At 51.4% G+C, this 23,250-nt stretch carries 24 protein-coding genes, 2 tRNA genes and 2 rRNA genes; 20 read left to right on the plus strand and 8 right to left on the minus strand.

Annotated features, from left to right (window positions below; all coding sequences use genetic code 11):
- The 3 genes from FE839_RS22550 to FE839_RS22560 all read left to right on the plus strand — a co-directional run.
- A 23S ribosomal RNA gene (locus tag FE839_RS22550) occupies positions 1–252 on the plus strand; the annotation flags it as partial.
- Between the two features lie 190 nt (positions 253–442).
- Positions 443–558 (plus strand): 5S ribosomal RNA (rrf, locus tag FE839_RS22555).
- A gap of 56 nt (positions 559–614) precedes the next feature.
- Positions 615–691: transfer RNA gene (locus tag FE839_RS22560), tRNA-Asp, on the plus strand.
- A 182-nt stretch (positions 692–873) separates the two neighbouring features.
- Here the strand turns inward: FE839_RS22560 and yafC are convergent.
- On the minus strand, positions 874–1,776 hold the full coding sequence (gene yafC, locus FE839_RS22565) for a DNA-binding transcriptional regulator YafC (protein ID WP_138362995.1): 903 nt from the start codon (positions 1,774–1,776) through the stop codon (positions 874–876).
- Between the two features lie 345 nt (positions 1,777–2,121).
- On the opposite strand from yafC, the gene FE839_RS22570 reads away from it, so the two are divergent.
- Complete coding sequence (locus tag FE839_RS22570; protein ID WP_138363030.1) at positions 2,122–2,919, plus strand: endonuclease/exonuclease/phosphatase family protein; 798 nt, start codon at positions 2,122–2,124, stop codon at positions 2,917–2,919.
- An 83-nt stretch (positions 2,920–3,002) separates the two neighbouring features.
- Positions 3,003–3,773, plus strand: coding sequence for a class I SAM-dependent methyltransferase (locus FE839_RS22575; RefSeq protein ID WP_138362996.1), 771 nt, complete (start codon positions 3,003–3,005; stop codon positions 3,771–3,773).
- Between the two features lie 55 nt (positions 3,774–3,828).
- Here the strand turns inward: FE839_RS22575 and mltD are convergent, their stop codons facing one another.
- Together mltD and gloB are read right to left on the minus strand one after the other, a co-directional pair.
- A complete protein-coding gene (gene mltD / locus FE839_RS22580) occupies positions 3,829–5,199 on the minus strand; it encodes a murein transglycosylase D (RefSeq protein WP_138362997.1) in 1,371 nt (456 codons plus the stop codon).
- 71 nt (positions 5,200–5,270) lie between these two features.
- Positions 5,271–6,026 (minus strand): hydroxyacylglutathione hydrolase, encoded by a 756-nt coding sequence (gene gloB / locus FE839_RS22585; RefSeq protein WP_138362998.1) that lies wholly within the window; start codon positions 6,024–6,026, stop codon positions 5,271–5,273.
- Positions 6,027–6,059: 33 nt separating this feature from the next.
- Here gloB and FE839_RS22590 point away from each other — a divergent pair, with 33 nt between their 5' ends.
- Positions 6,060–6,782: a class I SAM-dependent methyltransferase gene (locus tag FE839_RS22590; RefSeq protein ID WP_138362999.1), complete on the plus strand. Its 723-nt coding sequence runs from the start codon at positions 6,060–6,062 to the stop codon at positions 6,780–6,782.
- Here the strand turns inward: FE839_RS22590 and rnhA are convergent.
- Positions 6,779–7,252, minus strand: coding sequence for a ribonuclease HI (gene rnhA, locus FE839_RS22595; protein ID WP_138363000.1), 474 nt, complete (start codon positions 7,250–7,252; stop codon positions 6,779–6,781). The genes FE839_RS22590 and rnhA overlap by 4 nt on opposite strands.
- Before the next feature lie 65 nt (positions 7,253–7,317).
- On the opposite strand from rnhA, the gene dnaQ reads away from it, so the two are divergent.
- Both dnaQ and FE839_RS22605 read left to right on the plus strand, forming a co-directional pair.
- Positions 7,318–8,049 (plus strand): DNA polymerase III subunit epsilon, encoded by a 732-nt coding sequence (gene dnaQ / locus FE839_RS22600; protein ID WP_206665984.1) that lies wholly within the window; start codon positions 7,318–7,320, stop codon positions 8,047–8,049.
- A gap of 132 nt (positions 8,050–8,181) precedes the next feature.
- Positions 8,182–8,258: transfer RNA gene (locus tag FE839_RS22605), tRNA-Asp, on the plus strand.
- Between the two features lie 160 nt (positions 8,259–8,418).
- Here FE839_RS22605 and FE839_RS22610 read toward each other — a convergent pair.
- Positions 8,419–8,949, minus strand: a complete 531-nt coding sequence (locus FE839_RS22610) for a CBS domain-containing protein (protein ID WP_241675665.1) — start codon at positions 8,947–8,949, stop codon at positions 8,419–8,421.
- On the opposite strand from FE839_RS22610, the gene FE839_RS24960 reads away from it, so the two are divergent.
- On the plus strand, positions 8,936–9,229 hold the full coding sequence (locus FE839_RS24960; protein ID WP_241675666.1) for a GntP family permease: 294 nt from the start codon (positions 8,936–8,938) through the stop codon (positions 9,227–9,229). The two genes, FE839_RS22610 and FE839_RS24960, sit on opposite strands and share 14 nt — an antisense overlap.
- A complete protein-coding gene (locus FE839_RS24965) occupies positions 9,226–9,477 on the plus strand; it encodes a GntP family permease (RefSeq protein WP_241675669.1) in 252 nt (83 codons plus the stop codon). Before FE839_RS24960 ends, FE839_RS24965 begins: the two co-directional genes overlap by 4 nt.
- 105 nt (positions 9,478–9,582) lie before the next feature.
- Here the strand turns inward: FE839_RS24965 and FE839_RS22620 are convergent, their stop codons facing one another.
- Positions 9,583–10,353: an amidohydrolase gene (locus FE839_RS22620; RefSeq protein ID WP_138363003.1), complete on the minus strand. Its 771-nt coding sequence runs from the start codon at positions 10,351–10,353 to the stop codon at positions 9,583–9,585.
- Between the two features lie 182 nt (positions 10,354–10,535).
- Positions 10,536–12,980, minus strand: a complete 2,445-nt coding sequence (gene fadE / locus FE839_RS22625; protein WP_138363004.1) for an acyl-CoA dehydrogenase FadE — start codon at positions 12,978–12,980, stop codon at positions 10,536–10,538.
- A 237-nt stretch (positions 12,981–13,217) separates the two neighbouring features.
- Between fadE and lpcA the strand changes: the two genes are divergently transcribed.
- Both lpcA and FE839_RS22635 read left to right on the plus strand, forming a co-directional pair.
- Entirely contained in the window at positions 13,218–13,799 is a 582-nt protein-coding gene (lpcA, locus tag FE839_RS22630) for a D-sedoheptulose 7-phosphate isomerase (RefSeq protein WP_138363005.1), read from the plus strand.
- 213 nt (positions 13,800–14,012) lie between these two features.
- A complete protein-coding gene (locus tag FE839_RS22635) occupies positions 14,013–14,780 on the plus strand; it encodes a class II glutamine amidotransferase (protein ID WP_138363006.1) in 768 nt (255 codons plus the stop codon).
- Here the strand turns inward: FE839_RS22635 and dpaA are convergent.
- Positions 14,751–15,491, minus strand: coding sequence for a peptidoglycan meso-diaminopimelic acid protein amidase (dpaA, locus tag FE839_RS22640; RefSeq protein WP_138363007.1), 741 nt, complete (start codon positions 15,489–15,491; stop codon positions 14,751–14,753). The genes FE839_RS22635 and dpaA overlap by 30 nt on opposite strands.
- A 412-nt stretch (positions 15,492–15,903) precedes the next feature.
- Here dpaA and FE839_RS22645 point away from each other — a divergent pair, with 412 nt between their 5' ends.
- The 8 genes from FE839_RS22645 (at position 15,904) to dinB (ending at position 23,159) form a co-directional block, all read left to right on the plus strand.
- Complete coding sequence (locus FE839_RS22645; RefSeq protein ID WP_138363008.1) at positions 15,904–17,247, plus strand: Na(+)-translocating NADH-quinone reductase subunit A; 1,344 nt, start codon at positions 15,904–15,906, stop codon at positions 17,245–17,247.
- Between the two features lie 2 nt (positions 17,248–17,249).
- Positions 17,250–18,488: an NADH:ubiquinone reductase (Na(+)-transporting) subunit B gene (locus FE839_RS22650; RefSeq protein ID WP_138363009.1), complete on the plus strand. Its 1,239-nt coding sequence runs from the start codon at positions 17,250–17,252 to the stop codon at positions 18,486–18,488.
- Positions 18,481–19,275, plus strand: coding sequence for a Na(+)-translocating NADH-quinone reductase subunit C (locus FE839_RS22655; RefSeq protein ID WP_138363010.1), 795 nt, complete (start codon positions 18,481–18,483; stop codon positions 19,273–19,275). Before FE839_RS22650 ends, FE839_RS22655 begins: the two co-directional genes overlap by 8 nt.
- Positions 19,268–19,906 (plus strand): NADH:ubiquinone reductase (Na(+)-transporting) subunit D, encoded by a 639-nt coding sequence (locus FE839_RS22660; RefSeq protein WP_138363011.1) that lies wholly within the window; start codon positions 19,268–19,270, stop codon positions 19,904–19,906. The genes FE839_RS22655 and FE839_RS22660 overlap by 8 nt, the downstream gene beginning before the upstream one ends.
- 6 nt (positions 19,907–19,912) lie before the next feature.
- Positions 19,913–20,509 (plus strand): NADH:ubiquinone reductase (Na(+)-transporting) subunit E, encoded by a 597-nt coding sequence (gene nqrE / locus FE839_RS22665; RefSeq protein ID WP_138363012.1) that lies wholly within the window; start codon positions 19,913–19,915, stop codon positions 20,507–20,509.
- An 11-nt stretch (positions 20,510–20,520) separates the two neighbouring features.
- The gene (gene nqrF, locus FE839_RS22670; protein ID WP_138363013.1) at positions 20,521–21,744 is read left to right on the plus strand and encodes an NADH:ubiquinone reductase (Na(+)-transporting) subunit F; all 1,224 of its coding nucleotides are present in this window, start codon (positions 20,521–20,523) and stop codon (positions 21,742–21,744) included.
- A gap of 2 nt (positions 21,745–21,746) precedes the next feature.
- Positions 21,747–21,962, plus strand: a complete 216-nt coding sequence (gene nqrM, locus FE839_RS22675; protein ID WP_171034948.1) for a (Na+)-NQR maturation NqrM — start codon at positions 21,747–21,749, stop codon at positions 21,960–21,962.
- A 141-nt stretch (positions 21,963–22,103) separates the two neighbouring features.
- Positions 22,104–23,159 carry a DNA polymerase IV gene (gene dinB / locus FE839_RS22680; protein ID WP_138363015.1) on the plus strand — a complete coding sequence of 352 codons (1,056 nt, stop codon included), beginning with the start codon at positions 22,104–22,106 and terminating at the stop codon, positions 23,157–23,159.
- The last annotated feature ends 91 nt before the right edge of the window (positions 23,160–23,250 follow it).

The following is a 23,250-nucleotide window of genomic DNA, read 5'->3' on the forward strand; positions in this document are numbered from 1 at the left end:
TAGTACGAGAGGACCGGAGTGGACGCATCACTGGTGTTCGGGTTGTCATGCCAATGGCACTGCCCGGTAGCTAAATGCGGAAGAGATAAGTGCTGAAAGCATCTAAGCACGAAACTTGCCCCGAGATGAGTTCTCCCTGAGACTTAGAGTCTCCTGAAGGAACGTTAAAGACGATGACGTTGATAGGCCGGGTGTGTAAGCGCAGCGATGCGTTGAGCTAACCGGTACTAATGAACCGTGAGGCTTAACCTTACAACGCCGAAGATGTTTTGGCGGACTGAGAGACGATTTTCAGCTTAGATTCAGAGTCCGAAGGATTTTGCGCTGAGACAAGGCGGCAAACGAAGGAAAGGAAGGAGCATACTGAGGTATGTGACTGACTTTACGAGAGCAGCCAACGCAATATCAGTGCGAAAGACACAGGACAGAGCACAAGAATTTGCCTGGCGGCCGTAGCGCGGTGGTCCCACCTGACCCCATGCCGAACTCAGAAGTGAAACGCCGTAGCGCCGATGGTAGTGTGGGGTCTCCCCATGCGAGAGTAGGGAACTGCCAGGCATCAAATTAAGCAGTCACACCGGGGCATAAAACCGGTGGTTGCAGAAGTATTCGGTGGAGCGGTAGTTCAGTCGGTTAGAATACCTGCCTGTCACGCAGGGGGTCGCGGGTTCGAGTCCCGTCCGTTCCGCCACTTATTAAAAGCCCTGAACGTTTGTTCAGGGCTTTTTTGCTTTTTGCATACCATTTAGCGATCATATTAATACCTGGATTTTGTCACTCGATGATAGCAACTTGAGTGCCGTGCTGGCGGGTAACGATTGCTTGATTAAACCGGAAACTCGCATCATGCGTTCCCTGTACGCTAAAACCCTTTTATAGCGCTTTAGGGAGTTGTTTCGCATGTTCACTGAGAAAATCGATAAATGCCCTTATTCGCGTGCTTACGGCTTTGTCGCTGTAGTAAACAGCATTAAACGGCATTTCAATCGGCAGTCGTTTGTCGGCCAGTAGCTCAACAAACTCACCTCCGGCAATTTCTTTATCTACCATATAATCGGACAGGCAGGCGATACCATTACCGGCCAAACACAACTGCTTGATTGTTTCTCCGCTATTCGACGATATCTCGCTTTTGATCTCCAGTAACTGACCATCGCAACAGGAGATCGGCCAGGTATTTAATGAAACAGGTTCACTAAAACCCAGACACTGGTGATTTTTTAGTTCAGCGACTCTTTGTGGTGTTCCGTAACGTGCAAGATAGTCCGGAGACGCGATAATTTTTCGGTAGCTATTAAACAATAGCCTGGCGCGCAGGCTGGAATCAGTCAGCGTACCGGCGCGAATGGCGACATCAACTTTTCGTTCAATCAAATTGATGAAGGTTTCGGATGAGACGAGCGTAAGGCTGATCTGCGGGTAGCGTTCACGGAAGGGCTTTATCAATGGCATCAGGAAATGCAATATCACTGGCGTAGCCGCATCAACGCGTAACAATCCTCCCGGTGTCGTCCGACTCTCCAGAAGCTCATTTTCGGCGGCGGTCATCTCCTGAAGTACAACCTGCATTCGTCGGAAATAGCGCTCTCCCTCTTCAGTCAGCCTTAGCTGGCGTGTAGTGCGGTTAAGCAAGCTTACGCCGAGTTTTGCTTCCAGCTTTTTCACCGCCCGACTGATTGCGGAATTGGCTTGTCCTAACTGTGCCGCTGCGCGGCTAAAGCTGCCATTCTCTACCACGGCGACAAAGATAGCGATTTCTTCTGAGGTAGCTCTCATTATTGCTCTTGTGGCAAAACGACACGGTTATTTTGACTAGTTTTGTTATTTAAACACCTCTTCATACCTGGTGTCACCTGAATCCTGACAATGTGGAGCACTATCCCTCGGTGGCGACTGTCCATACTTCCGCCCTGAATATAATTTGGCGAAAACGTTAGGGTGTTGTGTGTCGGGAAGGATGAAAGGTGTCGTTTAATAAGCCCTGGTCGGGAGCTATGCGCTTTTACGTGGAAGATTCAAGGTTTCTGGTGAATTGCATTGAAAGTGTATACAAAAATCCCTATAACAGAAGAACCAGTCGCAGTCAGGCTGGTTTCCTGTTATCGAGGTTTGATGCCTAAATTGCGAAAGAATACCTATGCCATGCGCTTTGTTGCCGGACAGCCAGCGGAGAGGATTTTACCTCCGGGGGCGTTTGCAGGCATGATGCCGGTTTTTCCTGCCGGAGAGCCGTTAAGTTCGGATGAAAAAATCCGCGTGCTGGTATGGAACATCTTCAAACAGCAGCGCGCTGAGTGGAAATCGGTGCTTAATAATTTTGGCAAAGATGCGCATCTGGTGCTGTTACAGGAAGCGCAAACCACGCCTGAATTAGTAAAATTCGCCACCTCTAATTATCTGGCCGCTGATCAGGTTCCGGCGCTGGTATTGCCTCAACACCCTTCTGGCGTGATGACGTTAGCCTCTGCGCACCCTGTGTATTGCTGCCCATTACGTGAACGGGAGCCGATACTTCGGCTGGCGAAATCGGCGTTAGTTACCGTTTATCCGTTGCCGGATTCTCGTCTGTTGATGGTAGTGAATATTCATGCGGTTAACTTCAGTATTGGTGTTGATGTTTACAGTAAGCAACTGTTGCCGATTGGCGACCAGATTGCCCATCACAGTGGGCCGGTGATTATGGCGGGCGATTTTAATGCCTGGAGCCGTCCGCGAATGAACGCCTTATATCGCTTTGCGCGTGAAATGTCGCTGCGTGAGGTCCGCTTCTCTGACGATCAGCGCCGCCGCACTTTTGGCCGTCCGCTCGATTTCGTGTTCTACCGGGGATTAAGCGTACACGATGCTTCCGTCCTGGTGACGCGTGCTTCCGATCACAACCCGCTACTCGTCGAATTTAGTCCCGGCAAGCCTGATTAATTAAGGTATGTCAGGCCTGCCACGGGGCAGGCCGGCGTAAGCCTGGTGCTGCCTTTATTACTCAAATAGCCGAAGGAAATGCAATGACAACACGCTCTCATCATGACAACGTCGAAAAACAGTTTGGTTCACAGGCCAGCGCTTATCTGACCAGCGCCGTACACGCATCCGGGCGCGATCTGCAACGCCTGGCCGAAAGGCTGGCTGACTTCCCGCAGGCACAGGTGCTGGATATGGGATGCGGCGCTGGACATGCCAGTTTTGCTGCGGCAGGGAAGGTTGCGCAGGTGACGGCGTATGATTTATCCAGACAGATGCTGGACGTTGTGGTTCAGGCCGCCGGGGATAAAGGTCTGGCTAATATTGTGACTCAGCAGGGGTATGCCGAGTCTTTGCCTTTTGCTGACAGCAGCTTTGATGTGGTGATTAGCCGCTATTCTGCACATCACTGGCATGATGTTGGACAGGCATTACGTGAAGTGAAGCGGGTACTGAAACCAGGCGGTGTGCTGATTATTATGGATGTTATGTCCCCCGGGCATCCGGTTCGCGATGTCTGGTTACAGACCGTCGAGGCGCTGCGCGATACTTCCCATGTCCGTAACTATTCCAGCGGTGAATGGCTGGCAATGGCGAACGAGGCGGGACTGGCGATTAATCATCTGCTGACCGACCGTTTGCCGCTGGCGTTCAGTTCATGGGTGGCACGGATGCGAACGCCTGCGGCGCTGGTGGAAGCCATTCGCTTATATCAGGAGAGCGCATCGGCGGAGGTTAAAGCTTACTTTGCGTTGCAGCAGGATGGTTCGTTTACCAGCGATACGATTATGTTTGAGGCTCACAAGGCTCTCTGAAGCAGAGAAAAACAAAAGGCACCGGGTGGGTGCCTTTTTTGTGTTTACTGAATCATCAGGATTCTGGGCTGTCGCTGTTTTTCACAAATAGCGTCAACTGATCGCCCGGCTTCAGGTTGTCAGTATCGCTATTCCAGCGCATCACATCACGGATGTTTACGCCGTGGCGCCGGGCAATACTCGACAGCGAATCACCTTTACGCACGCGATAGGTAATGCTGCCGTTGTTGTTGCTTGCCAGTCGCTCTGCACTGGTACCTGCGCCAATCACCAGATTCTGACCCACTCTGATGTTTGAACCGCGAATGCCATTCCATTGCTGCAGATCTTTCGTCGATACACCGAGGCGCGATGCGATACCGGAAATCGTGTCGCCAGAACGCACCCGGTAGCTACGGCTGATCAACGCGCTGTTATCCGCAAGCTGAGTCGGCTGCACAGCGGCAATATCGTCGGAGGCCAGAGACTCACGCAACTGTGCTGCATGTTTCTGCGGCACCAGCACGTATTTTGGCCCATTCGCGCCAAGTGTTGGCCCTTTGACGCCCGCATTGAAGCGCTTCAGCTTACTTACTGGCATTCCTGCCATATCGGCTAGCTGTGTAATCTCAACCGGCGTGTCGAGGCGCACGCGCGCCAGTGCACGACTTTCATCTGCCGTGGGCAGCTTCACACCATAACGCTTGCTGTTCTTGAGAATATCGCTCAGTGCCAGCATTTTCGGAACATATATTCTGGTTTCCCGTGGTAATGAGAGCGACCAGAAATCAGTGGGCTTGCCACGAGATTTGTTCGCTTTGATAGCCTTCATTACCCGGCCTTCGCCGCTGTTATAGGCTGCGATGGTTAACAACCAGTCTCCGTCGAACATTTTGTTCAGACGTTGCATCATGTTTAACGCTGCCGTTGTCGAGGCAACGACGTCACGACGGGCATCATAATTGTGAGTCTGTTTCAAACCATAATTGCGCCCGGTACTCGGAATGATCTGCCAGATGCCGGCAGCATTAGCGCCAGATGTCGCATATGGGTTAAAAGCGCTCTCCACTATGGGTAGTAATACCAGCTCCATAGGCATGTTACGTTTCTTAACTTGCCCGGCTATCCAGTACATATACGGCTCTGCCCGTAAAGTTACATCGTGGAGATAGCTCTTGTTTCTTAAGTATTTCTGTTTTTGTTCGCGAATCCGGGCATTTTCCGGAATTCCCATCTTTAGCTCGTCGCCTATGGCCGTCCACAGATCCTGGTCTTGCGCGTAGAAGGTTCCATCATCTAACCAGCGCGCATGACTTGTGAACTTGCCTGCATCCCCTTGACTCGCTGCAGAAAGGCTCTGTGCGCGCTGTTGTACCGTGCCATCATGTTTAGATGCCTGGCACCCCACCAGCAGGACAGAGGCGAGTAAAATCGCTCGTGCCTTCATGTGTGTGTCAATAGTTGCTTAAAAGACGAGCAAGGATAACGGTGAAGTCGACTGAAGACAAGAATTAAATATCAGAAGTCGTCTTTCTTTGACCTTAACCAGGCAAATCTTTTTGCAGAGTGTTGCAAATTTGTTTCTTTGGATATTTCTTGAATCAAATCATGATCATCTGTGCGTAAAAATAAATTTATACGGCGCTCGTTTTTCAGCGTTACGGGGAGCGTTTTTTGTTTTTTTGCGCGTAACTCCTTAACTTTGCGATAGTAATCATTTATATCTCTATCATGGGGCAGGATGCTTAATGCAAACTTCATATTTGCTAAAGTATACTCATGTGCGCAACATATTAGCGTTTCCTCAGGAAGCGCATTAATCTTCTTAAATGATTGATACATCTGCTCTGCTGTCCCTTCAAATAATCTGCCGCAGCCGCCGGAAAACAGGGTATCGCCACAAAATAGATAAGGTTTTGTGAAGAAGCAGATGTGTCCTAAAGTGTGACCTGGAGTGGCAAAAATTGAAAATTCGTGCCCCAAAACGGAAATGCTTTCTCCGTCAGCCACGACATGGGTCGTTCCCTTATTCTGGGTTTCCGCTGGCCCATAAACCGTGATCGCCGGGAACGCTTCACAGAGTTGTTTTACGCCGCCCACATGGTCGTGGTGGTGATGCGTTAAGAAAATAGCTTCCGGTTGCCAGTGATGTTGTTCGATTGCTGCCAGTACGGGAGCGGCTTCACCTGGGTCGACGATCAGACAGCGTCCGCTATCCTCACTAAGAACCCAGATGTAGTTGTCCTGCAATGCGGGAATACTGATAAGATTCATAAATTACCTCTTAAAGCGTAGCGGAAGGTTGCGATGAAGCCGGCAAGGATACCTCATACAGTTACAGCGCCTGAACATTGGTCCAGCATGCCGTGGGGCGAATATTATCGCGAATCGCTGGAACGGCAGATGAAACCGTGGCTGGCTAAATTATATGGCTTTCATTTACTTAAGATTGGCAATCTGAGCGCGGAAATCAATACTGAGTCTTGCGCTATTTCTCATCAGGTCAATGTCTCTTTACAGGGCAATCCGATGCAGGTAATGGCGGATCCTCTCCATCTCCCCTTTGCGGAGAAATCCGTTGATGCCTGCCTGCTGGCGCACACTTTACCATGGTGTAATGATCCGCATCGTCTGCTGAGAGAAGCTGACAGAGTGTTAATTGATGATGGCTGGATAATTTTAACCAGTTTTAACCCTGTGAGTCTGATGGGGTTGCGCAAGCTGGCACCTGTATTACGCAATAAGTGTCCGTATAACAGTCGCATGTTTACGCTAATGCGCCAGATGGACTGGCTGGCGTTACTTAATTTTGAGGTTTTACACTATGGTCGTCATCAGGTTCTGCCGTGGTCTCGTTATGGGGGAAAATTGCTTAGTACGCATCTCCCTGCGTTGGGATGTTTGCAATTGATTATCGCGCGTAAGCGCACGATCCCCTTGACGCTGAATCCCATGAAATCAAGCAAAGCGAAAAACCGGATACGCCAGGTGGTGGGCGCCACACGACAGTGGCGCAAGAGGCAGAATTAACCCTCTGTCTGTGTCTGATATCCGGTATCATCCTGAGTAGGTGCTGCTGCTGCTGCGCGCGCCAGTTCGTCGCAGCGCTCGTTTTCAGGGTGTCCGGCATGGCCTTTGACCCATTCCCATTTTATTTTGTGTTGCCCCAGGGCGGTATCCAGGCGTTGCCAGAGATCGACATTTTTGACTGGCTTTTTGTCCGCAGTTTTCCAGCCACGTTTTTTCCAGTTGTGGATCCATTGAGTAATCCCCTGTCTTACATACTGGCTGTCGGTGCTGAGAATGACTTCACACTGCTCTTTCAGCGCTTCCAGGGCGACGATGGCCGCCATCATCTCCATGCGGTTATTTGTTGTAAGGAAAAAACCTTCGCTGAAGGTTTTTTCCTTCCCCCGATAGCGTAAAATTGCACCGTAGCCGCCGGGGCCTGGATTTCCCAGGCAAGAACCATCGGTGAAAATTTCTACCTGTTTAAGCATCTCTGGTAGACTTCCTGTAATTGAAATCGATACGTAAAACGGTAAGTCTGACATAAATGACCGCTATGAGCACTGCAATTACTCGACAGATTGTTCTCGATACTGAAACCACCGGTATGAATCAGATTGGTGTGCACTATGAGGGGCACAAGATAATCGAGATCGGCGCAGTGGAGGTAATCAACCGTCGCCTGACCGGGAATAACTTCCATGTCTATTTAAAGCCGGATCGACTGGTGGATCCTGAAGCGTTTGGCGTCCACGGTATTGCGGACGAATTTCTTATGGATAAGCCCGTGTTTGCTGATGTTGTCGATGAATTCCTCGATTACATTCGCGGTGCGGAGCTGGTCATCCATAACGCATCGTTCGATATCGGCTTTATGGACTATGAGTTCGCTAAACTGAACCGCGGAATTCCGAAAACGGATACGTTTTGCAAAGTTACCGATAGCCTCGCCCTGGCGCGAAAAATGTTTCCCGGCAAGCGTAACAGTCTTGATGCGCTGTGCTCGCGATATGAAATAGATAACAGTAAACGAACGCTGCACGGCGCATTGCTCGATGCCCAGATCCTGGCCGATGTCTATCTGATGATGACCGGCGGTCAGACCACCATGGCTTTTTCAATGGAAGGAGAAGAGCAGCAGCAGGCCGGAGAAATGGGGATACAGCGTCTTGTTCGTGCTGCCAGTAAACTTCGCGTGATTTATGCCTCCGATGAAGAGCTGGTTAATCATGAATCACGGCTCGATTTGGTACAAAAGAAAGGCGGCAACTGCCTGTGGCGGGCCTGACGCGTTGTTAAATGTATTAAAAATAGTCTGGCGGGCGATTTTTGCAGCAAGCAATTATAAAATGAAGAAAAAGCGTTGACGCCGTAGAGGGGAATCCGTAATATTCGCCTCGTTCCCAAGGGGACAGTATGTGGAGCGGTAGTTCAGTCGGTTAGAATACCTGCCTGTCACGCAGGGGGTCGCGGGTTCGAGTCCCGTCCGTTCCGCCACATTTCATCAGAGTGTTTCAAACATTCTGATTTAAGAACCGCACAATTTATATTGTGCGGTTTTTTTCGTCCTGAATCGTTGTTCGGATTGCTGATTTCCCCTATCTCAAAGCCTGCTGTGATAATCGCAGGCAGCACCAACAGGACGAACGCGGCTTTGTTATAAAAAACCCTGATTCATCAGGTCTGAAATATTAAGCATCCCACATACTTTTCTTTCCCGGTCGACAACAGGTAAGGCGGTGACCGAAGAGGGGCGCTTTTGCTGCATTTTCCGCAAAGCGACTTCAACCAGTTCATTTTCAAATACCCATTCCGGGGAGTGAGTCATCACCTCGCTGATCGGATCGGTCAAATGTAAATTGTTATACATCACATAACGACGAATATCTCCGTCGGTGACGATGCCGATTAATTTCTGCTGTTTGTTGATGACAGAAGCCGCACCAGTTTTGCTGGATGTCATGGCGAATAAAACATCGAGAATAGTGGTCGTCGGCTGAACGGCACAGCAATCTTTCGCGGATTTCATCACGTCCCTGACGTAGGTCAACAGGCGTTTTCCCAGTGAGCCGCCCGGATGATAAAAGGCAAAATCCTCTTTGTTGAATTTTCGGATTTGCATCAGGATAACGGCGAGGGTAGCCTCGCCGTTTGATATGCCGATCGGCACTTTCATGCTCTGGAGCATGCTGGTGGCGATCCCGGTAACTCTCTGTGGTTTTCTGTATACCACATGGTTGGGCAAACGCATTTATATCGTGCCGATGGCTGATGACGAAGGCTTTTTAAGGGAGCGCTTGCTACCGGAAGCGATCGACATGCAGGAAGATGAGAAACTGCCAAGGGTAACGGTTTCATTCGCGCCATTGTTGGTGCCGATAGTGTTAATCCTGGCGGCTACTTTTTGTCGCGAAACCGGAATAGCGGAGAGCCAGGCAGGAGTGTGGCAGGGGGCGCAGTGGCAATGATCACCGCAGCCAGCATTACTGCGCCGATGATCGGTACACTTGGTGTCGATCCCGTGATCGCTGGTCTTGGATGTACAGTAGGATCATTTATGTTTTCTTACTTTAATGATGCTTACTTCTGGGTGGTAAACCGTTCACTTGGCGTAACTGAAGTGCAGGAGCAAATTCGGGTATGGAGCATCACTACCACCATTCTGTGGGCTGTCGGTTCTGTCACGTTATTGATTGTTAACGCTGTATTTTTCTGAGCACTGGCTATTTGCGATAGACAAAAAAACAAAGAGGGGGAAAGGCGTGGTTTTCCCTCTTTATCAGCCATCTCAAAGTGTTCCGCTCTCCCTTTGGCTATTGGGTTATTCCAGCCTGAAAGGATCGGCATCCTGCCAGGCCGGGAACTTTTCACGATACTCATTAAGCGCGGTTAACGATAGCTCCGCATCAAGACGGGTCGCCTGATGCGGTTCTGCGGTAGCAATAATTTCCCCTTGCGGGGTAATGATCCGACTATCGCCACGGTAATGATGGCCGTTGCCGTCGGTACCGACGCGATTGCAGCCCGCAACATAGGCCTGATTTTCGATTGCTCTGGCAAGCAGTAGCGATTGCCAGTGTATCGAGCGTGGGGCAGGCCAGTTAGCCACATAAAGTGCTAAATCGTAGTCATTACGGTTGCGCGACCACACGGGAAAGCGCAGGTCGTAACATACCAGCGGCAGGATTCTCCAGCCGCGCCATTCAAAAATCACCCGCTGGTTACCGGCCTCGTAATGATGATGTTCATCCGCCATGCGGAACAGATGCCGTTTATCATAGAAATAGGTTTTACCATCAGGTTCAACCAACAAAAATCGGTTAACAGCCCCGCGTTCTGTTTGCAGCGCCGCACTGCCGGCAATCAACGCATTAGCCTCCGTGGCTTTTGCTTCCATCCAGGCAACCACTTCCTCTTGCGATAACGAGCGCCCGGCCGCCTCCATGGCGAAACCCGTCGTGAACATTTCAGGTAAAACAATGACATCACGCCCGGTAATCCCCTCCAGTTGACGATCGAAATGGCGCAGATTGGCGGGACCATCCATCCATACCAGTGGTTGTTGTAAAAGAGTGATTTTCAGTCCGGGCACAGTGGTGAACTCCAGTATGATGAGATGAATAATAATGACTTTAACACCATATCAGCCGGTGGATAGCTCGCGGAATATTTTGCAAAAAAAATGATAAGTCTGGAAATGTATTATGGCCGTTCGCCAGCAAAAAAGAGGCGGGGAATGCCCGCCTCGGTCGTGATGTTGTTATGTTCTGCTTTCTAAGCGGCCTCAATTTCGCGTACTTTCTCTGCTGGCTTTACCGGACGTGTCGCCAGCGCATCTGGCGCAAAATCGTCAACGTTAATACTGCGCAGACGACTTCTTTCGGCACGCAGCAGAATATCCGCTTCGTCCTGATTGATGAATCCTTTTGCCAGCGCGTTATGGGCCAGATCATCAAGACGAGTAAACGACAGATTTTTGCCTGACTCTTTGCAGATGCGCTGATGGATCGGCTCCGCTGCGATAACATCGAGCAACGCCTCTTCCAGCAGGCCGACTGGGTTATGCTCGCTCGGCGTCAGATACTGACCACGGCCGATACGCGAACGGGTCGCGCTCGGAACTTGCAGTATTTTCGCCACTTTGTGATCCAGCTTGTCTGATGGCGCCTGATAATGACGGCCTGTAGGGAAGATAGCCACGCGAAGCACACCGGCCACCAGCCGATTTGGGAAATTGACCAGCAGATCGTCAATCGCCTGCTCAGCCTGATACAGCGCATCCTGCACGCCCCAGTGAACCAGTGGCAAATCGGCTTCATTACGCCCTTCATCGTCATAACGTTTCAGGGTCGCAGAGGCCATGTAGAGCTGGCTCAGCACATCGCCGAGACGGGCGGAAATTCGCTCTCGACGCTTCAGGCTACCGCCCAGTACAGCCATTGAGACATCTGACAACAGAGCCAGGTTGGCGCTCAGGCGATTCATATGCTGGTAGTAGCGACGGGTGACATCTCGGGTCGGCGAACTGCTGGTGAGACCGCGGGTCAGGCCCAGCCAGAAACTGCGCACTTTGTTACTGCCCACGTGGCCGATATGTTTAAACAGCAGCTTATCGAAAGCGTTAAGATCGTTATTCTGCGCAGCTGCCATTTCATCCAATACATAAGGATGACAACGGATGGCCCCCTGGCCGAAGATCATCATGCTGCGCGTAAGTATATTCGCCCCTTCTACGGTGATTGCTATCGGTGCGCCCTGGTAGGCGCGCGCCAGGAAATTACTGGTGCCGAGCATAATGCCTTTACCGCCGGTAATATCCATTGCGTCAATAATCGAACGCTGACCGCGGTGAGTGCAGTGATACTTCACAATCGCCGAAAGCACCGCCGGTTTTTCGCCAAGCATAATACCGCTGGTAATCAGCGAAGCCGCGGCATCCATCACGTAGGCGTTACCAGCGATTCTCGCCAGCGGTTCCTCAATCCCTTCCATTTTTCCGATAGAGATTTTGAACTGGCGGCGAATATGCGCGTAGGCGCCGGTAGCCATGGCGACGGATTTCAGGCCGCCCGTGGCGTTTGACGGCAAAGTGATGCCACGGCCCACGGATAAGCATTCCACCAGCATCCGCCACCCCTGGCCGGCCATCGACGGGCCGCCAATAATGTAGTCGATGGGAACGAAAATATCTTTCCCCTGGGTCGGCCCATTCTGGAACGGAACGTTCAGCGGGAAATGGCGGCGTCCGATTTCAACGCCCGGCGTGGTTGTCGGGATCAGGGCGCAGGTGATACCAGGCTCTTCTTCCTCCCCCAGCAGATGATCGGGATCGGAGAGTTTAAACGCCAGCCCCAGTACCGTGGCGATTGGCGCCAGCGTGATGTAGCGTTTGTTCCAGGTCAGGCGCATACCCAGCACCTGTTCGCCGTGCCATTCGCCCATGCAAACCACGCCGGTATCCGGAATGGCCCCTGCATCGGAGCCTGCTTCCGGACTGGTTAGCGCGAAACACGGAATTTCCTGACCGCTTGCCAGACGAGGCAAATAGTGATTCTTCTGTTCTTCAGTACCGTAATGTTGCAGCAGCTCTCCGGGGCCTAATGAATTAGGCACACCAACGGTAATCGCCAGAATCCCTGAGACGCCCGACAGTTTTTGCAGCACGCGAGCCTGGGCATAAGCGGAAAACGCCAGGCCGCCGTACTCTTTTTTTATGATCATCGCGAAGAAACGATGCTTTTTCAGATAAGCCCAAAGTTCCGGCGGCAGATCGGCCATTTCATGGGTAATGGCGAAATCATTCGCCATCCGGCAGGCTTCTTCTACAGGACCATCAATAAAGGCCTGTTCTTCGGCGGTCAGGCGCGGTTGCGGATAATTGTGCAACTTTTGCCAGTCGGGGTTACCACGAAACAGGTCGCCCTCCCACCATGTGGTTCCGGCATCGATGGCTTCTTTCTCTGTACGCGACATGGGTGGCATGACTTTGCGGAAAGCGCGGAAAGCCGGGGCTGAAATCATCGACTTGCGCATTGGTGCCAGGTTGAACGGCAACAGAATGATGGCCAGTGGGATCAACAGCCAGATATTCCATAACCCGGCGACGCTGAGTGCAGCGGTCCAGACAAGCAAAATTGTACTACTGAGCAGCAGAGTGATTCGGTGATAGAAGAGCGCGCCGAGTAAAACAACGGTTGCAACAATACTCAAAATCATCATAGAAAAGGCTCCCTGTCTTGTAGGAGGTCTGACCACTTGTAATGATATGGTTGTAGTGGATGTCATTTGATTTAGCAATGTGTTTACAAAATAATTACAACGGTGCTCACATTGTTGTATGTAAAAGCGGCACATAAAATCAAAGGGACAAGGGATCAGAGTGTCTGCTGCTTCTCGCTGCGACGGCTATCCGGTAAACTGCCTGGGTTATCCCACAAATACTGAAGGATTATCCTCATGTACCAGGATCTTATTCGTAACGAACTGAACGAAGCCGCCGAAACGCTGGCTAATTTTCTGCAGGATGAAGCTAATATTCATGCGATTCAGCGTGCAGCGGTGCTGCTGGCGGATAGCTTTAAGGCTGGCGGTAAAGTGCTTTCCTGCGGGAACGGCGGTTCGCACTGCGATGCGATGCATTTTGCGGAAGAACTGACCGGGCGCTATCGGGAAAATCGCCCGGGCTATCCGGCCATTGCGATTTCAGATGTAAGCCATCTCTCTTGTGTGAGCAATGATTTTGGTTATGAATATGTTTTCTCTCGCTATGTCGAATCGGTTGGCCGTATGGGCGACGTGTTACTGGGGATTTCCACTTCCGGTAACTCCGGTAACGTTATTAAAGCGATTGAAGCTGCCCGTGCTCAGGGGATGAAAGTAATTACTCTGACCGGTAAGGATGGCGGTAAAATGGCGGGAACTGCCGATGTTGAAATACGCGTACCGCATTTTGGCTACGCCGATCGCATTCAGGAAATCCATATTAAAGTGATTCATATCCTGATTATGCTAATCGAAAAAGAGATGGTTAAGGCGTAAAAGGCTATCTTGTTAGCCATTTTGTACGCCAGCGGGCCTCCCAAAGCGTTGCCGCATTTTGGGGGCCGCTTGCGGTGGCCCGGAGAAGGCGAGCGTAGCGAGTCAAATCCTCCGGTATATTAAGTTCGCCCGGTTTTTGCGCGCTGGTCGGTGTTCAGACTGACTGCACCAATAACGCCTTTTCTGTTTCAGTTGTGTTGTATGAGGTGATGTATGTGCGAATTGCTCGGGATGAGCGCGAATGTGCCAACAGATATTTGCTTTAGTTTTACTGGACTGGTTCAGCGTGGTGGCGGAACCGGACCGCATAAAGATGGCTGGGGCATTACCTTCTATGAAGGTAAAGGTTGTCGCACATTTAAAGATCCGCAGCCTAGCTTTCAGTCGCCGATTGCGAAGCTGGTGCAGGAGTATCCTATCAAGTCTTGCTCGGTCATCGCCCATATTCGCCAGGCTAACCGCGGTGTCGTTGCGCTTGAAAATACCCATCCCTTTACCCGCGAACTGTGGGGGCGCAACTGGACTTATGCGCATAACGGTCAACTGACAGGCTATGAGTCCCTGGAGACGGGAAATCTGCATCCGATTGGTGAGACTGACAGCGAAAAAGCCTTTTGCTGGTTGTTGCACAGCATAACCGAGCGTTATCCAAAAATGCCGGATGATAGGGTTGAGGTTTTCAGGTTTATTGCCACCCTGGCGGGCGAGCTGCGTGAGAAAGGCGTATTTAATATGCTGCTATCCGATGGCCGCTACATTATGGCGTTTTGCTCAACTAATTTGTACTGGATTACGCGACGGGCACCATTCGGCGTAGCGACATTGCTGGATCAGGATGTAGAAATTGACTTTCAACGCGAGACCACGCCGAATGATGTGGTCTCCGTTATCGCTACTCAGCCGCTCACCGGCAATGAAACCTGGCATAAAATTATGCCGGGCGAATGGGCGTTATTTCGCCTCGGAGAGCGTGTAGTTTGAGGCAAGTTGCGGCTGAACAACGTCGTGGCTGAGCGGTTTGCTCACCACGTAGCGGCCATTGACGACGGAAACCACAGGCGGCTTATGCGTCTGCTGGAAGTAGTCATACCCGGGTTTCAGCTGTTTCCAGAAATCGGCAAAATAGGAGTACTTGTGACGCGCCATGTTGGCATCGGTCATGCGGAAAGGATATATGCTCACCTGAACGCTGGGCTGGCCGAAGACTAACGCGCCGGTGACGAACTGGAAAATCTCATCAATGCTGGCATCCGTCATGGCATAACAGCCGACGGATACGCAAGCTCCGTGGATCATCAGGTATTTACCTTCATAACCATGTGCGCGGTCGTAAGCGTTTGGGAAGCCGATATTGATAGCTTTATAGAAACGGCTGTCAGGTTTTAGCTGGCTGCGGGTAACGGTATAGAACCCTTCGGGGCTCTTAAAATCGCCCTGACGCTGTTTGGGACCAAGACCGCCGGAGTAGTTACAGATTCGGTAGCTATCAAGAAGCTGCCAGGTTTCGCCCATTTTGACGTAAAGATCGAGCGTGCGCTCTTCTTTAAAGATCTCAATGTAGACCGGTGAGCCCATTAATTGCTGCTTATATTCTTTGCTCATCGGCGTTGTCGAGCTATTACTGCTGAGTAGCCCTGCGAATGACACGCATGGCAACAGGAGCATCGCAATAAAAAATGCGATTTTGCGCATACTACTTGTTCCTTGATAAAACAAACAACCACATTGCCAGGACGGCAAAAGAGACCCGAAATCAGAGTTTTCTGGAGTTAGAACGCTCACATTAGCATCACGGCAGTTTTTCGCAAGCACGATATGCTACGTTTACATTTTAGTTTTTCGTTACAGCCCATTTCACGGTAAAACACAGCCTGAACTTTGCGTAATAGCTCGCATTTTAGAATGACTTAATGGCAGTTTGTCTACAGGCTTCGCTCATAAAATGTTACACTTGACCCGCTAAACCATCAGGGTAAGAAGGGATGCTTCTCTCCCGTCATATGAATCACCTGGACTATGGTGTTCTTTTTTCTCTTATTTTCCATCACTGATGTTGGCTCTGGCACGATGTCGGAGTTTAGGTTACGGGATACCTGCTAACGATATGATTAAAATCACGAAAGGGCTGAATTTGCCCATAGCTGGCATGCCATCACAGCAAATTTTTTCGAAGAGCGCTGCCAGACATGTTGCTCTGTTAGGGGAAGAGTATGTCGGCATGCGTCCCTCTATGGCTGTGCAAGAGGGCGATCGGGTCCAGAAAGGGCAACTCCTGTTTGAAGATAAAAAGGCACCTGGGGTGCGCTTTACTGCCCCCGCCAGCGGTATCGTCAGCGCTATACATCGCGGCGAGCGGCGGGTTCTGCAATCGGTGGTTATCGAAGTAAATGGCGATGATGCCGTCCATTTCCCCCGTTTTGACTTAGCCGAACTTGCTGGATTAACCCGTGAGAGCGTGCAGAGACAACTGCTGGAGTCCGGACAGTGGACGGCGTTCCGTACCCGTCCTTTCAGTAAAACCCCCGTACCGGGCAGCGTGCCGGCGGCTATTTTCGTTAACGCGATGGATACGAACCCACTGGCGGCCGAACCTCAGCCAATCATATTGCTGCAGCGTGAGGCTTTTGATGCCGGTCTGACTCTGCTGACGCGGCTGACTGACGGTAAAGTCCATGTGTGTCAGGCCAGCGGCGGCAAGCTTGGCGGGCATCCCAGCGGGCAAGTGGCATTCAACCAGTTTGCCGGGCCGCATCCGGCCGGACTGGTGGGGACGCATATCCATTTTATCGAGCCTGTCAGCCTGAAAAAACAGGTCTGGCATCTCAACTATCAGGATGTTATCGCCATTGGGAAATTATTCCTCGAAGGGGAATTGTACAGCGAACGCATCATCTCTCTCGGCGGCCCACAGGTCAAAGAACCTCGTCTGGTGCGAACCTGCTTAGGCGCCTGCCTTGATGAACTACTGGCAGATGAATTGCTGAATGATGAAAACCGCGTCATTTCCGGTTCAGTCCTTAGCGGAACTCACGCGTGTGGGCCTCATGCTTTTCTTGGGCGCTTTCATTTACAGGTCAGCGTGGTGAAAGAGGGGCGTGAGAAGGAGCTGTTCGGCTGGGTGATGCCGGGGAAAGATAAATTCTCCATCACCCGCACCACCTTTGGCCATTTCCTCAGGCATAAACTGTTCAACTTCTCGACCAATACTCACGGTGGAGAGCGCGCGATGGTGCCAATTGGCAACTATGAGCGCGTGATGCCGCTGGATATCCTGCCAACAATGTTGCTGCGTGATTTGCTGGCAGGCGATACCGATAGCGCTCAAGCGCTGGGTTGTCTGGAGCTGGATGAAGAAGACCTGGCGCTTTGCACCTATGTCTGCCCCGGCAAGTATGAATATGGCCCGGTATTGCGCAGTGTGTTAACCCGAATTGAGCAGGAAGGATAAGGATGGGCTTAAAGAAACTGTTCGAAAAACTTGAGCCGCACTTTATGCCGGGTGGCAAGCTGGAGAAATACTACCCGCTGTTCGAAGCGACGGCGACGTTGTTTTACACTCCGGGGCAGGTGACGCGCGGTGCGGCGCATGTCAGAGATGCCATCGATTTGAAGCGGATGATGATTCTGGTCTGGTTCGCGGTGTTCCCGGCGATGTTCTGGGGAATGTATAACGTTGGCCAGCAGACCATTCCGGCGCTGTATAAGCTATATGGCGCCGAACAACTACCGCAGGTTATCGCCGGGAACTGGCACTACAGCATTGCGCAGTGGCTGGGGGTTAGCTTCACCGCTGATGCCGGTTGGCTCAGTATGATGGCGCTGGGAGCGATATTCTTCCTGCCTATCTACATCACCGTGTTTGTTGTCGGCGGATTCTGGGAAGTTCTCTTCGCTATCGTGCGTAAACACGAAGTCAATGAAGGCTTTTTTGTTACCTCAATTCTGTTTGCTCTGATTGTTCCGCCATCGTTGCCGCTCTGGCAGGCCGCACTTGGAATTTCATTTGGGGTTGTCATTGCAAAGGAAATCTTTGGGGGAACCGGACGTAATTTCCTTAACCCTGCTCTTGCGGGACGTGCGTTTTTGTTCTTCGCTTATCCGGCACAGATTTCCGGCGATCTGGTGTGGACCGCTGCTGATGGCTTTTCCGGCGCGACACCGCTATCTCAGTGGGCGAGTGGCGGTGGTGAATCGCTGGTTAACGCTGCTACCGGTCAGCCGGTGAGCTGGATGGACGCCTTTCTGGGGAATATACCGGGCTCGATTGGCGAAGTTTCGACGCTGATGATTCTGATTGGCGGTGCAATCATTATCTTTGGTCGCGTGGCCTCCTGGCGCATTGTCGCCGGGGTCCTGATCGGTATGGTTGCTACCGCGACGCTGTTTAATTTCATTGGTTCTGATACCAATCCGCTGTTTGCTATGCCGTGGTACTGGCATCTGGTGCTCGGCGGTTTTGCTTTCGGCATGATGTTTATGGCGACAGATCCGGTATCGGCGTCGTTTACGGATAAAGGTAAATGGAGCTATGGCCTGCTGATTGGCGTGATGTGCGTACTGATTCGGGTGGTCAATCCGGCTTATCCGGAAGGGATGATGCTGGCGATCCTTTTCGCCAACCTCTTTGCGCCGCTATTCGATTACCTGGTGGTGCGGGCCAATATTAAGCGGAGGAAGTTGCGTGGCTGAGCATAAAAGTAACGATAGCATCGGCAAAACGCTGCTGGTGGTGCTGGTGCTTTGCCTGGTCTGCTCCATCGTGGTTGCCGGTTCTGCCGTGGGGTTGAAATCGCGCCAGCAAGAACAGCGCGCTCTGGATAAACAGCGAAATATTCTGTCGGTTGCTGGTCTGATGACGCCGGGGATGGATGAAGATAACATCGCTGACGTCTTTAACGCCCGAATTTCTCCGCGATTAGTCGATTTATCCACCGGTGAATTGCTGGATAAAGATCCGGGCAAGTTCAATCAGTCCCTGGCGCTGAAAGATCCACAGCAGAGCATCCAACTGGCGGCCAGCCAGGATCCTGCCGGCATCAAACGCCGCAGTAATATTGTCGAAATTTATCTGGTGCGCGATGAAAAGCAGCGGATCCAGGAAATAGTGCTGCCGATTTACGGTAACGGTCTGTGGTCGGTAATGTATGCCTTCGTGGCACTGGAAACAGATGGACGTACGCTCAAAGGGGTTACCTGGTACGATCATGGCGAAACCCCAGGTTTGGGGGGAGAAATAGAAAACCCGAACTGGCGTCAGCAGTTTGTTGGTAAGCAGGTACTCAATGATAAAGGTATGCCTGCGCTGAGAATCGTAAAAGGCGGGGCGCGCCCTGGCGATATACACGCGGTTGATGGGTTGTCAGGCGCAACACTCACCTCGAATGGTGTACAGCATAGTTTTGATTTCTGGATGGGGGAACTGGGCTTTGGGCCATTCCTGCATAAAGTGCGCGAGGGGGAGCTGAATAATGGCTGATTTGGTCGATACGAAAGAAATGAAGCGTGTGCTGGTGGGGCCGCTTCTCGCGAATAACCCTATCACGCTGCAGGTTCTTGGCGTTTGTTCTGCGCTGGCGGTGACCACCAAACTGGAAACTGCTTTCGTTATGACTGTCGCGGTGACGCTGGTTACGGCATTTTCCAGCATGTTTATCTCGATGATCCGTCATCACATACCGAATAGTGTGCGCATTATTGTGCAGATGGCGATTATCGCCTCGCTGGTCATTGTGGTTGACCAGTTGCTGCGCGCTTTTGCTTATGAGATCTCCAAACAACTGTCTGTATTTGTCGGGCTTATTATCACTAACTGTATTGTGATGGGGCGAGCGGAAGCCTATGCCATGAAGTCACCGCCGTTAGCGAGCTTTCTGGACGGTATTGGCAATGGCCTGGGGTATGGCGCGATTCTGATGATTGTCGGTTTCCTGCGTGAACTTATTGGTACTGGCAAGCTGTTTGGAATAACGGTTATGGAGACGGTGCAGAACGGCGGCTGGTATCAGCCAAATGGCCTGTTTCTTTTGGCGCCGAGCGCGTTCTTCATTATCGGTTTGTTGATCTGGGCCGTGCGCAGCTGGAAGCCTGAGCAGCAGGAAAAGGAGTAACCGATTATGGCTCATTACATTAGCCTGTTTGTCCGCGCTGTGTTTGTGGAAAACATGGCTCTGGCCTTCTTTCTGGGAATGTGTACGTTTCTTGCGGTATCGAAAAAGGTCTCGACCGCGTTTGGCCTTGGGCTGACGGTTACCGTGGTGCTTGGATTGTCGGTACCGATTAATAATCTGGTGTATAACCTGGTGCTGCGCGACGGCGCACTGGTGGAAGGCGTCGACTTAAGTTTCCTTAACTTTATCACTTTTATTGGTGTTATTGCGGCGCTGGTACAGATCCTGGAGATGATCCTCGATAAGTATTTCCCGGCGCTCTATAACGCGTTGGGGATCTTCTTACCGTTAATTGCCGTTAACTGTGCGATTTTTGGCGGCGTTTCTTTCATGGTCCAGCGTGACTATAACTTCACTGAATCCATCGTTTACGGCTTCGGCTCAGGCATTGGCTGGATGCTGGCGATTGTGGCGATGGCGGGCATCCGTGAAAAAATGAAGTACGCGAACGTGCCTGCTGGTTTGCGTGGGTTAGGGATCACCTTTATTACCACGGGTCTGATGGCGCTGGGCTTTATGTCATTTTCCGGTGTGCAGCTATAAGGGCGGAAAGTATGGAAATTATTCTTGGCGTAGTGATGTTCACGCTGATCGTCCTGGTGCTATCGGGGCTGATACTTGCTGCGCGTGCAAAGCTGGTGAATGCGGGCGATGTGGTCATTGAAATCAACAACGAAGCGGATAAGCAGATTCGTACTCCTGCGGGGGATAAGCTCCTGAATACGCTCTCCAGCAACGGTATTTTCGTCTCATCAGCCTGCGGTGGCGGCGGTTCATGCGGTCAGTGTCGGGTGATGGTGAAAGAAGGCGGCGGCGATATACTGCCAACCGAACTCTCTCATATCTCCAAACGTGAGGCGAGAGAAGGTTGCCGCCTGGCTTGCCAGGTCGCGGTAAAGCAAAATATGAAAATCGAGCTGCCGGAAGAGATTTTTGGGGTTAAAAAGTGGCAGTGCGAGGTAATCTCCAACGATAACAAAGCCACTTTTATCAAAGAGCTGAAGCTGCGTGTACCGGACGGTGATGAGGTGCCATTCCGCGCAGGCGGCTATATTCAGATTGAGTGTCCGTCACATAAGGTGGCGTATGCCGATTTTGATATCCCGAACGAATACCGGGATGACTGGGAAAAGTTTAATCTTTTCCGCTACGTTTCCGAGGTGAAAGAACCCACGTTGCGCGCCTATTCGATGGCCAACTATCCGCAAGAGAAAGGCATCATTATGCTCAACGTGCGTATTGCGACGCCGCCGCCGCAAGTGCCGGACGCACCGCCGGGTATTATGTCTTCCTATATCTGGTCACTGAAAGCTGGCGATAAAGTTACGATTTCCGGGCCGTTTGGCGAATTTTTTGCCAAAGAGACCAATGCAGAGATGGTGTTTATCGGCGGTGGGGCAGGGATGGCACCAATGCGCTCACATATTTTTGATCAGCTCAAACGACTGCGCAGCACGCGTAAAATTAGTTTCTGGTATGGTGCGCGCTCCCTGCGCGAGATGTTCTACGGCGAAGAATTTGAACAGCTGGCGCGGGATAATCCAAATTTTACCTTCCATGTGGCACTCTCCGATCCGCTGGAGGAAGATAACTGGACCGGGTATACCGGTTTTATCCATAACGTCCTGTATGAAAATTACCTTCGCGATCATCCGGCGCCGGAAGACTGTGAATTTTATATGTGTGGCCCACCGGTTATGAACGCCGCGGTGATTAAAATGCTCAAAGATCTGGGCGTTGAGGATGAAAACATCATGCTGGACGATTTTGGAGGCTGATGATGCTGACGATTTTTGTGGCGACCTTTGTTATTTTTGCGCTGGTTATTCTGGGAATGTCGCTGGGATACCTGATCAAGCGCAAGAGCATTCAGGGGAGCTGTGGCGGGATCGCCTCGCTGGGGATGGAAAAAGTCTGCGACTGCCCTGAGCCCTGTGATGCGCGTAAAAAACGCATTGCTCTTGAGTCGCAGCGTCAGCAAAAGCGCATTCTCTAGTCTCTTCCGTTCCCTTAACCCGGTCAGTCATAGCGACGCCGGGTTATTCACCCCATGATATCCCTCGCCTCTTACAATGCCTCCCTTCTCAATGACCTGATTTATGCTGTATACTTATACAGTTGTGAGTGAGGGTTAACTATGCGCAAAATCATCCATGTTGATATGGACTGTTTCTTCGCGGCGGTTGAAATGCGTGACAACCCGACCCTGCGCGATATTCCTGTTGCTATTGGCGGTAGCCGGGTGCAGCGCGGCGTCATCAGTACGGCCAACTATCCGGCGCGTAAATACGGCGTGCGCAGCGCCATGCCGACCGCCACCGCCCTCAAGCTTTGCCCGCATTTGACCTTGCTGCCCGGCCGTTTTGACGCTTACAAAGAGGCATCGAATCATATCCGGGAGATTTTTTCCCGCTATACCTCGTTAATTGAACCGTTATCGCTGGACGAAGCCTATCTTGATGTTAGCGACAGCGTTCATTGCCAGGGATCCGCGACACGGATGGCGCAGGAGATCCGTGAGACAATTCAGCGCGAGTTAAATTTGACCGCTTCCGCCGGGGTTGCACCAGTAAAATTTCTTGCCAAAATCGCCTCGGATCTGAACAAACCCAACGGTCAGTTTGTCATCGCACCACATCAGGTCGCAGAATTTGTCAAAACATTGCCGTTATCGAAGATCCCGGGTGTTGGTAGAGTTTCAGCAGCGAAGCTGGAAAGCATGGGGTTACGAACCTGCGAAGATGTGCAGAAGAGCGATCTGGCGATGTTGCTTAAGCGTTTTGGTAAATTCGGTCGGATATTATGGGAGCGCAGCCATGGGATCGATGAACGAGAAATCAGCAGCGAGCGGCAGCGTAAATCGATTGGTGTGGAACGTACTCTGGCGGAGGATATCCATCAGTGGGATCTGTGCCAGTCGATTATTGAGAGTCTCTATCCGGAACTGGAACGACGTCTGGCGAAGGTAAAACCCGATTTGCTGATCGCTCGTCAAGGGATCAAACTAAAATTTAACGATTTCCAGCTCACCACGCAGGAACATGTCTGGCCCCGGTTAAATAAAGATGATTTGATCGCTACCGCCTATAAAACCTGGCATGAGCGGCGGGGAGGGAGAGGAGTCAGGCTGGTGGGGCTGCACGTGACGTTACTTGATCCGCAGCTTGAGAGACAACTGGTGCTGGGACTGTAATGATGCCAACCATCAGGCTTTACACAGAAGAGGATTTCCCGGTGCTGTGCGCGATATTTTTCCACGCGGTGAATGGATTACCCACTTTCGT

This window comes from Klebsiella indica, from assembly GCF_005860775.1.
Lineage (GTDB): Bacteria > Pseudomonadota > Gammaproteobacteria > Enterobacterales > Enterobacteriaceae > Klebsiella > Klebsiella indica.

Excerpts from the sequence above, each read along its gene's own strand:
- yafC (WP_138362995.1), bottom strand. The coding sequence starts at position 1,776 with ATGAGAGCTACCTCAGAAGAAATCGCTATCTTTGTCGCCGTGGTAGAG.
- FE839_RS22575 (WP_138362996.1), top strand. The coding sequence starts at position 3,003 with ATGACAACACGCTCTCATCATGACAACGTCGAAAAACAGTTTGGTTCA.
- mltD (WP_138362997.1), bottom strand. The coding sequence starts at position 5,199 with ATGAAGGCACGAGCGATTTTACTCGCCTCTGTCCTGCTGGTGGGGTGC.
- gloB (WP_138362998.1), bottom strand. The coding sequence starts at position 6,026 with ATGAATCTTATCAGTATTCCCGCATTGCAGGACAACTACATCTGGGTT.
- FE839_RS22590 (WP_138362999.1), top strand. The coding sequence starts at position 6,060 with ATGAAGCCGGCAAGGATACCTCATACAGTTACAGCGCCTGAACATTGG.
- rnhA (WP_138363000.1), bottom strand. The coding sequence starts at position 7,252 with ATGCTTAAACAGGTAGAAATTTTCACCGATGGTTCTTGCCTGGGAAAT.
- dnaQ (WP_206665984.1), top strand. The coding sequence starts at position 7,318 with ATGAGCACTGCAATTACTCGACAGATTGTTCTCGATACTGAAACCACC.
- FE839_RS24960 (WP_241675666.1), top strand. The coding sequence starts at position 8,936 with ATGCTCTGGAGCATGCTGGTGGCGATCCCGGTAACTCTCTGTGGTTTT.
- FE839_RS22610 (WP_241675665.1), bottom strand. The coding sequence starts at position 8,949 with ATGCTCCAGAGCATGAAAGTGCCGATCGGCATATCAAACGGCGAGGCT.
- FE839_RS24965 (WP_241675669.1), top strand. The coding sequence starts at position 9,226 with ATGATCACCGCAGCCAGCATTACTGCGCCGATGATCGGTACACTTGGT.
- fadE (WP_138363004.1), bottom strand. The coding sequence starts at position 12,980 with ATGATGATTTTGAGTATTGTTGCAACCGTTGTTTTACTCGGCGCGCTC.
- lpcA (WP_138363005.1), top strand. The coding sequence starts at position 13,218 with ATGTACCAGGATCTTATTCGTAACGAACTGAACGAAGCCGCCGAAACG.
- FE839_RS22635 (WP_138363006.1), top strand. The coding sequence starts at position 14,013 with ATGTGCGAATTGCTCGGGATGAGCGCGAATGTGCCAACAGATATTTGC.
- dpaA (WP_138363007.1), bottom strand. The coding sequence starts at position 15,491 with ATGCGCAAAATCGCATTTTTTATTGCGATGCTCCTGTTGCCATGCGTG.
- FE839_RS22645 (WP_138363008.1), top strand. The coding sequence starts at position 15,904 with ATGATTAAAATCACGAAAGGGCTGAATTTGCCCATAGCTGGCATGCCA.
- FE839_RS22650 (WP_138363009.1), top strand. The coding sequence starts at position 17,250 with ATGGGCTTAAAGAAACTGTTCGAAAAACTTGAGCCGCACTTTATGCCG.
- FE839_RS22660 (WP_138363011.1), top strand. The coding sequence starts at position 19,268 with ATGGCTGATTTGGTCGATACGAAAGAAATGAAGCGTGTGCTGGTGGGG.
- nqrE (WP_138363012.1), top strand. The coding sequence starts at position 19,913 with ATGGCTCATTACATTAGCCTGTTTGTCCGCGCTGTGTTTGTGGAAAAC.
- nqrF (WP_138363013.1), top strand. The coding sequence starts at position 20,521 with ATGGAAATTATTCTTGGCGTAGTGATGTTCACGCTGATCGTCCTGGTG.
- nqrM (WP_171034948.1), top strand. The coding sequence starts at position 21,747 with ATGCTGACGATTTTTGTGGCGACCTTTGTTATTTTTGCGCTGGTTATT.
- dinB (WP_138363015.1), top strand. The coding sequence starts at position 22,104 with ATGCGCAAAATCATCCATGTTGATATGGACTGTTTCTTCGCGGCGGTT.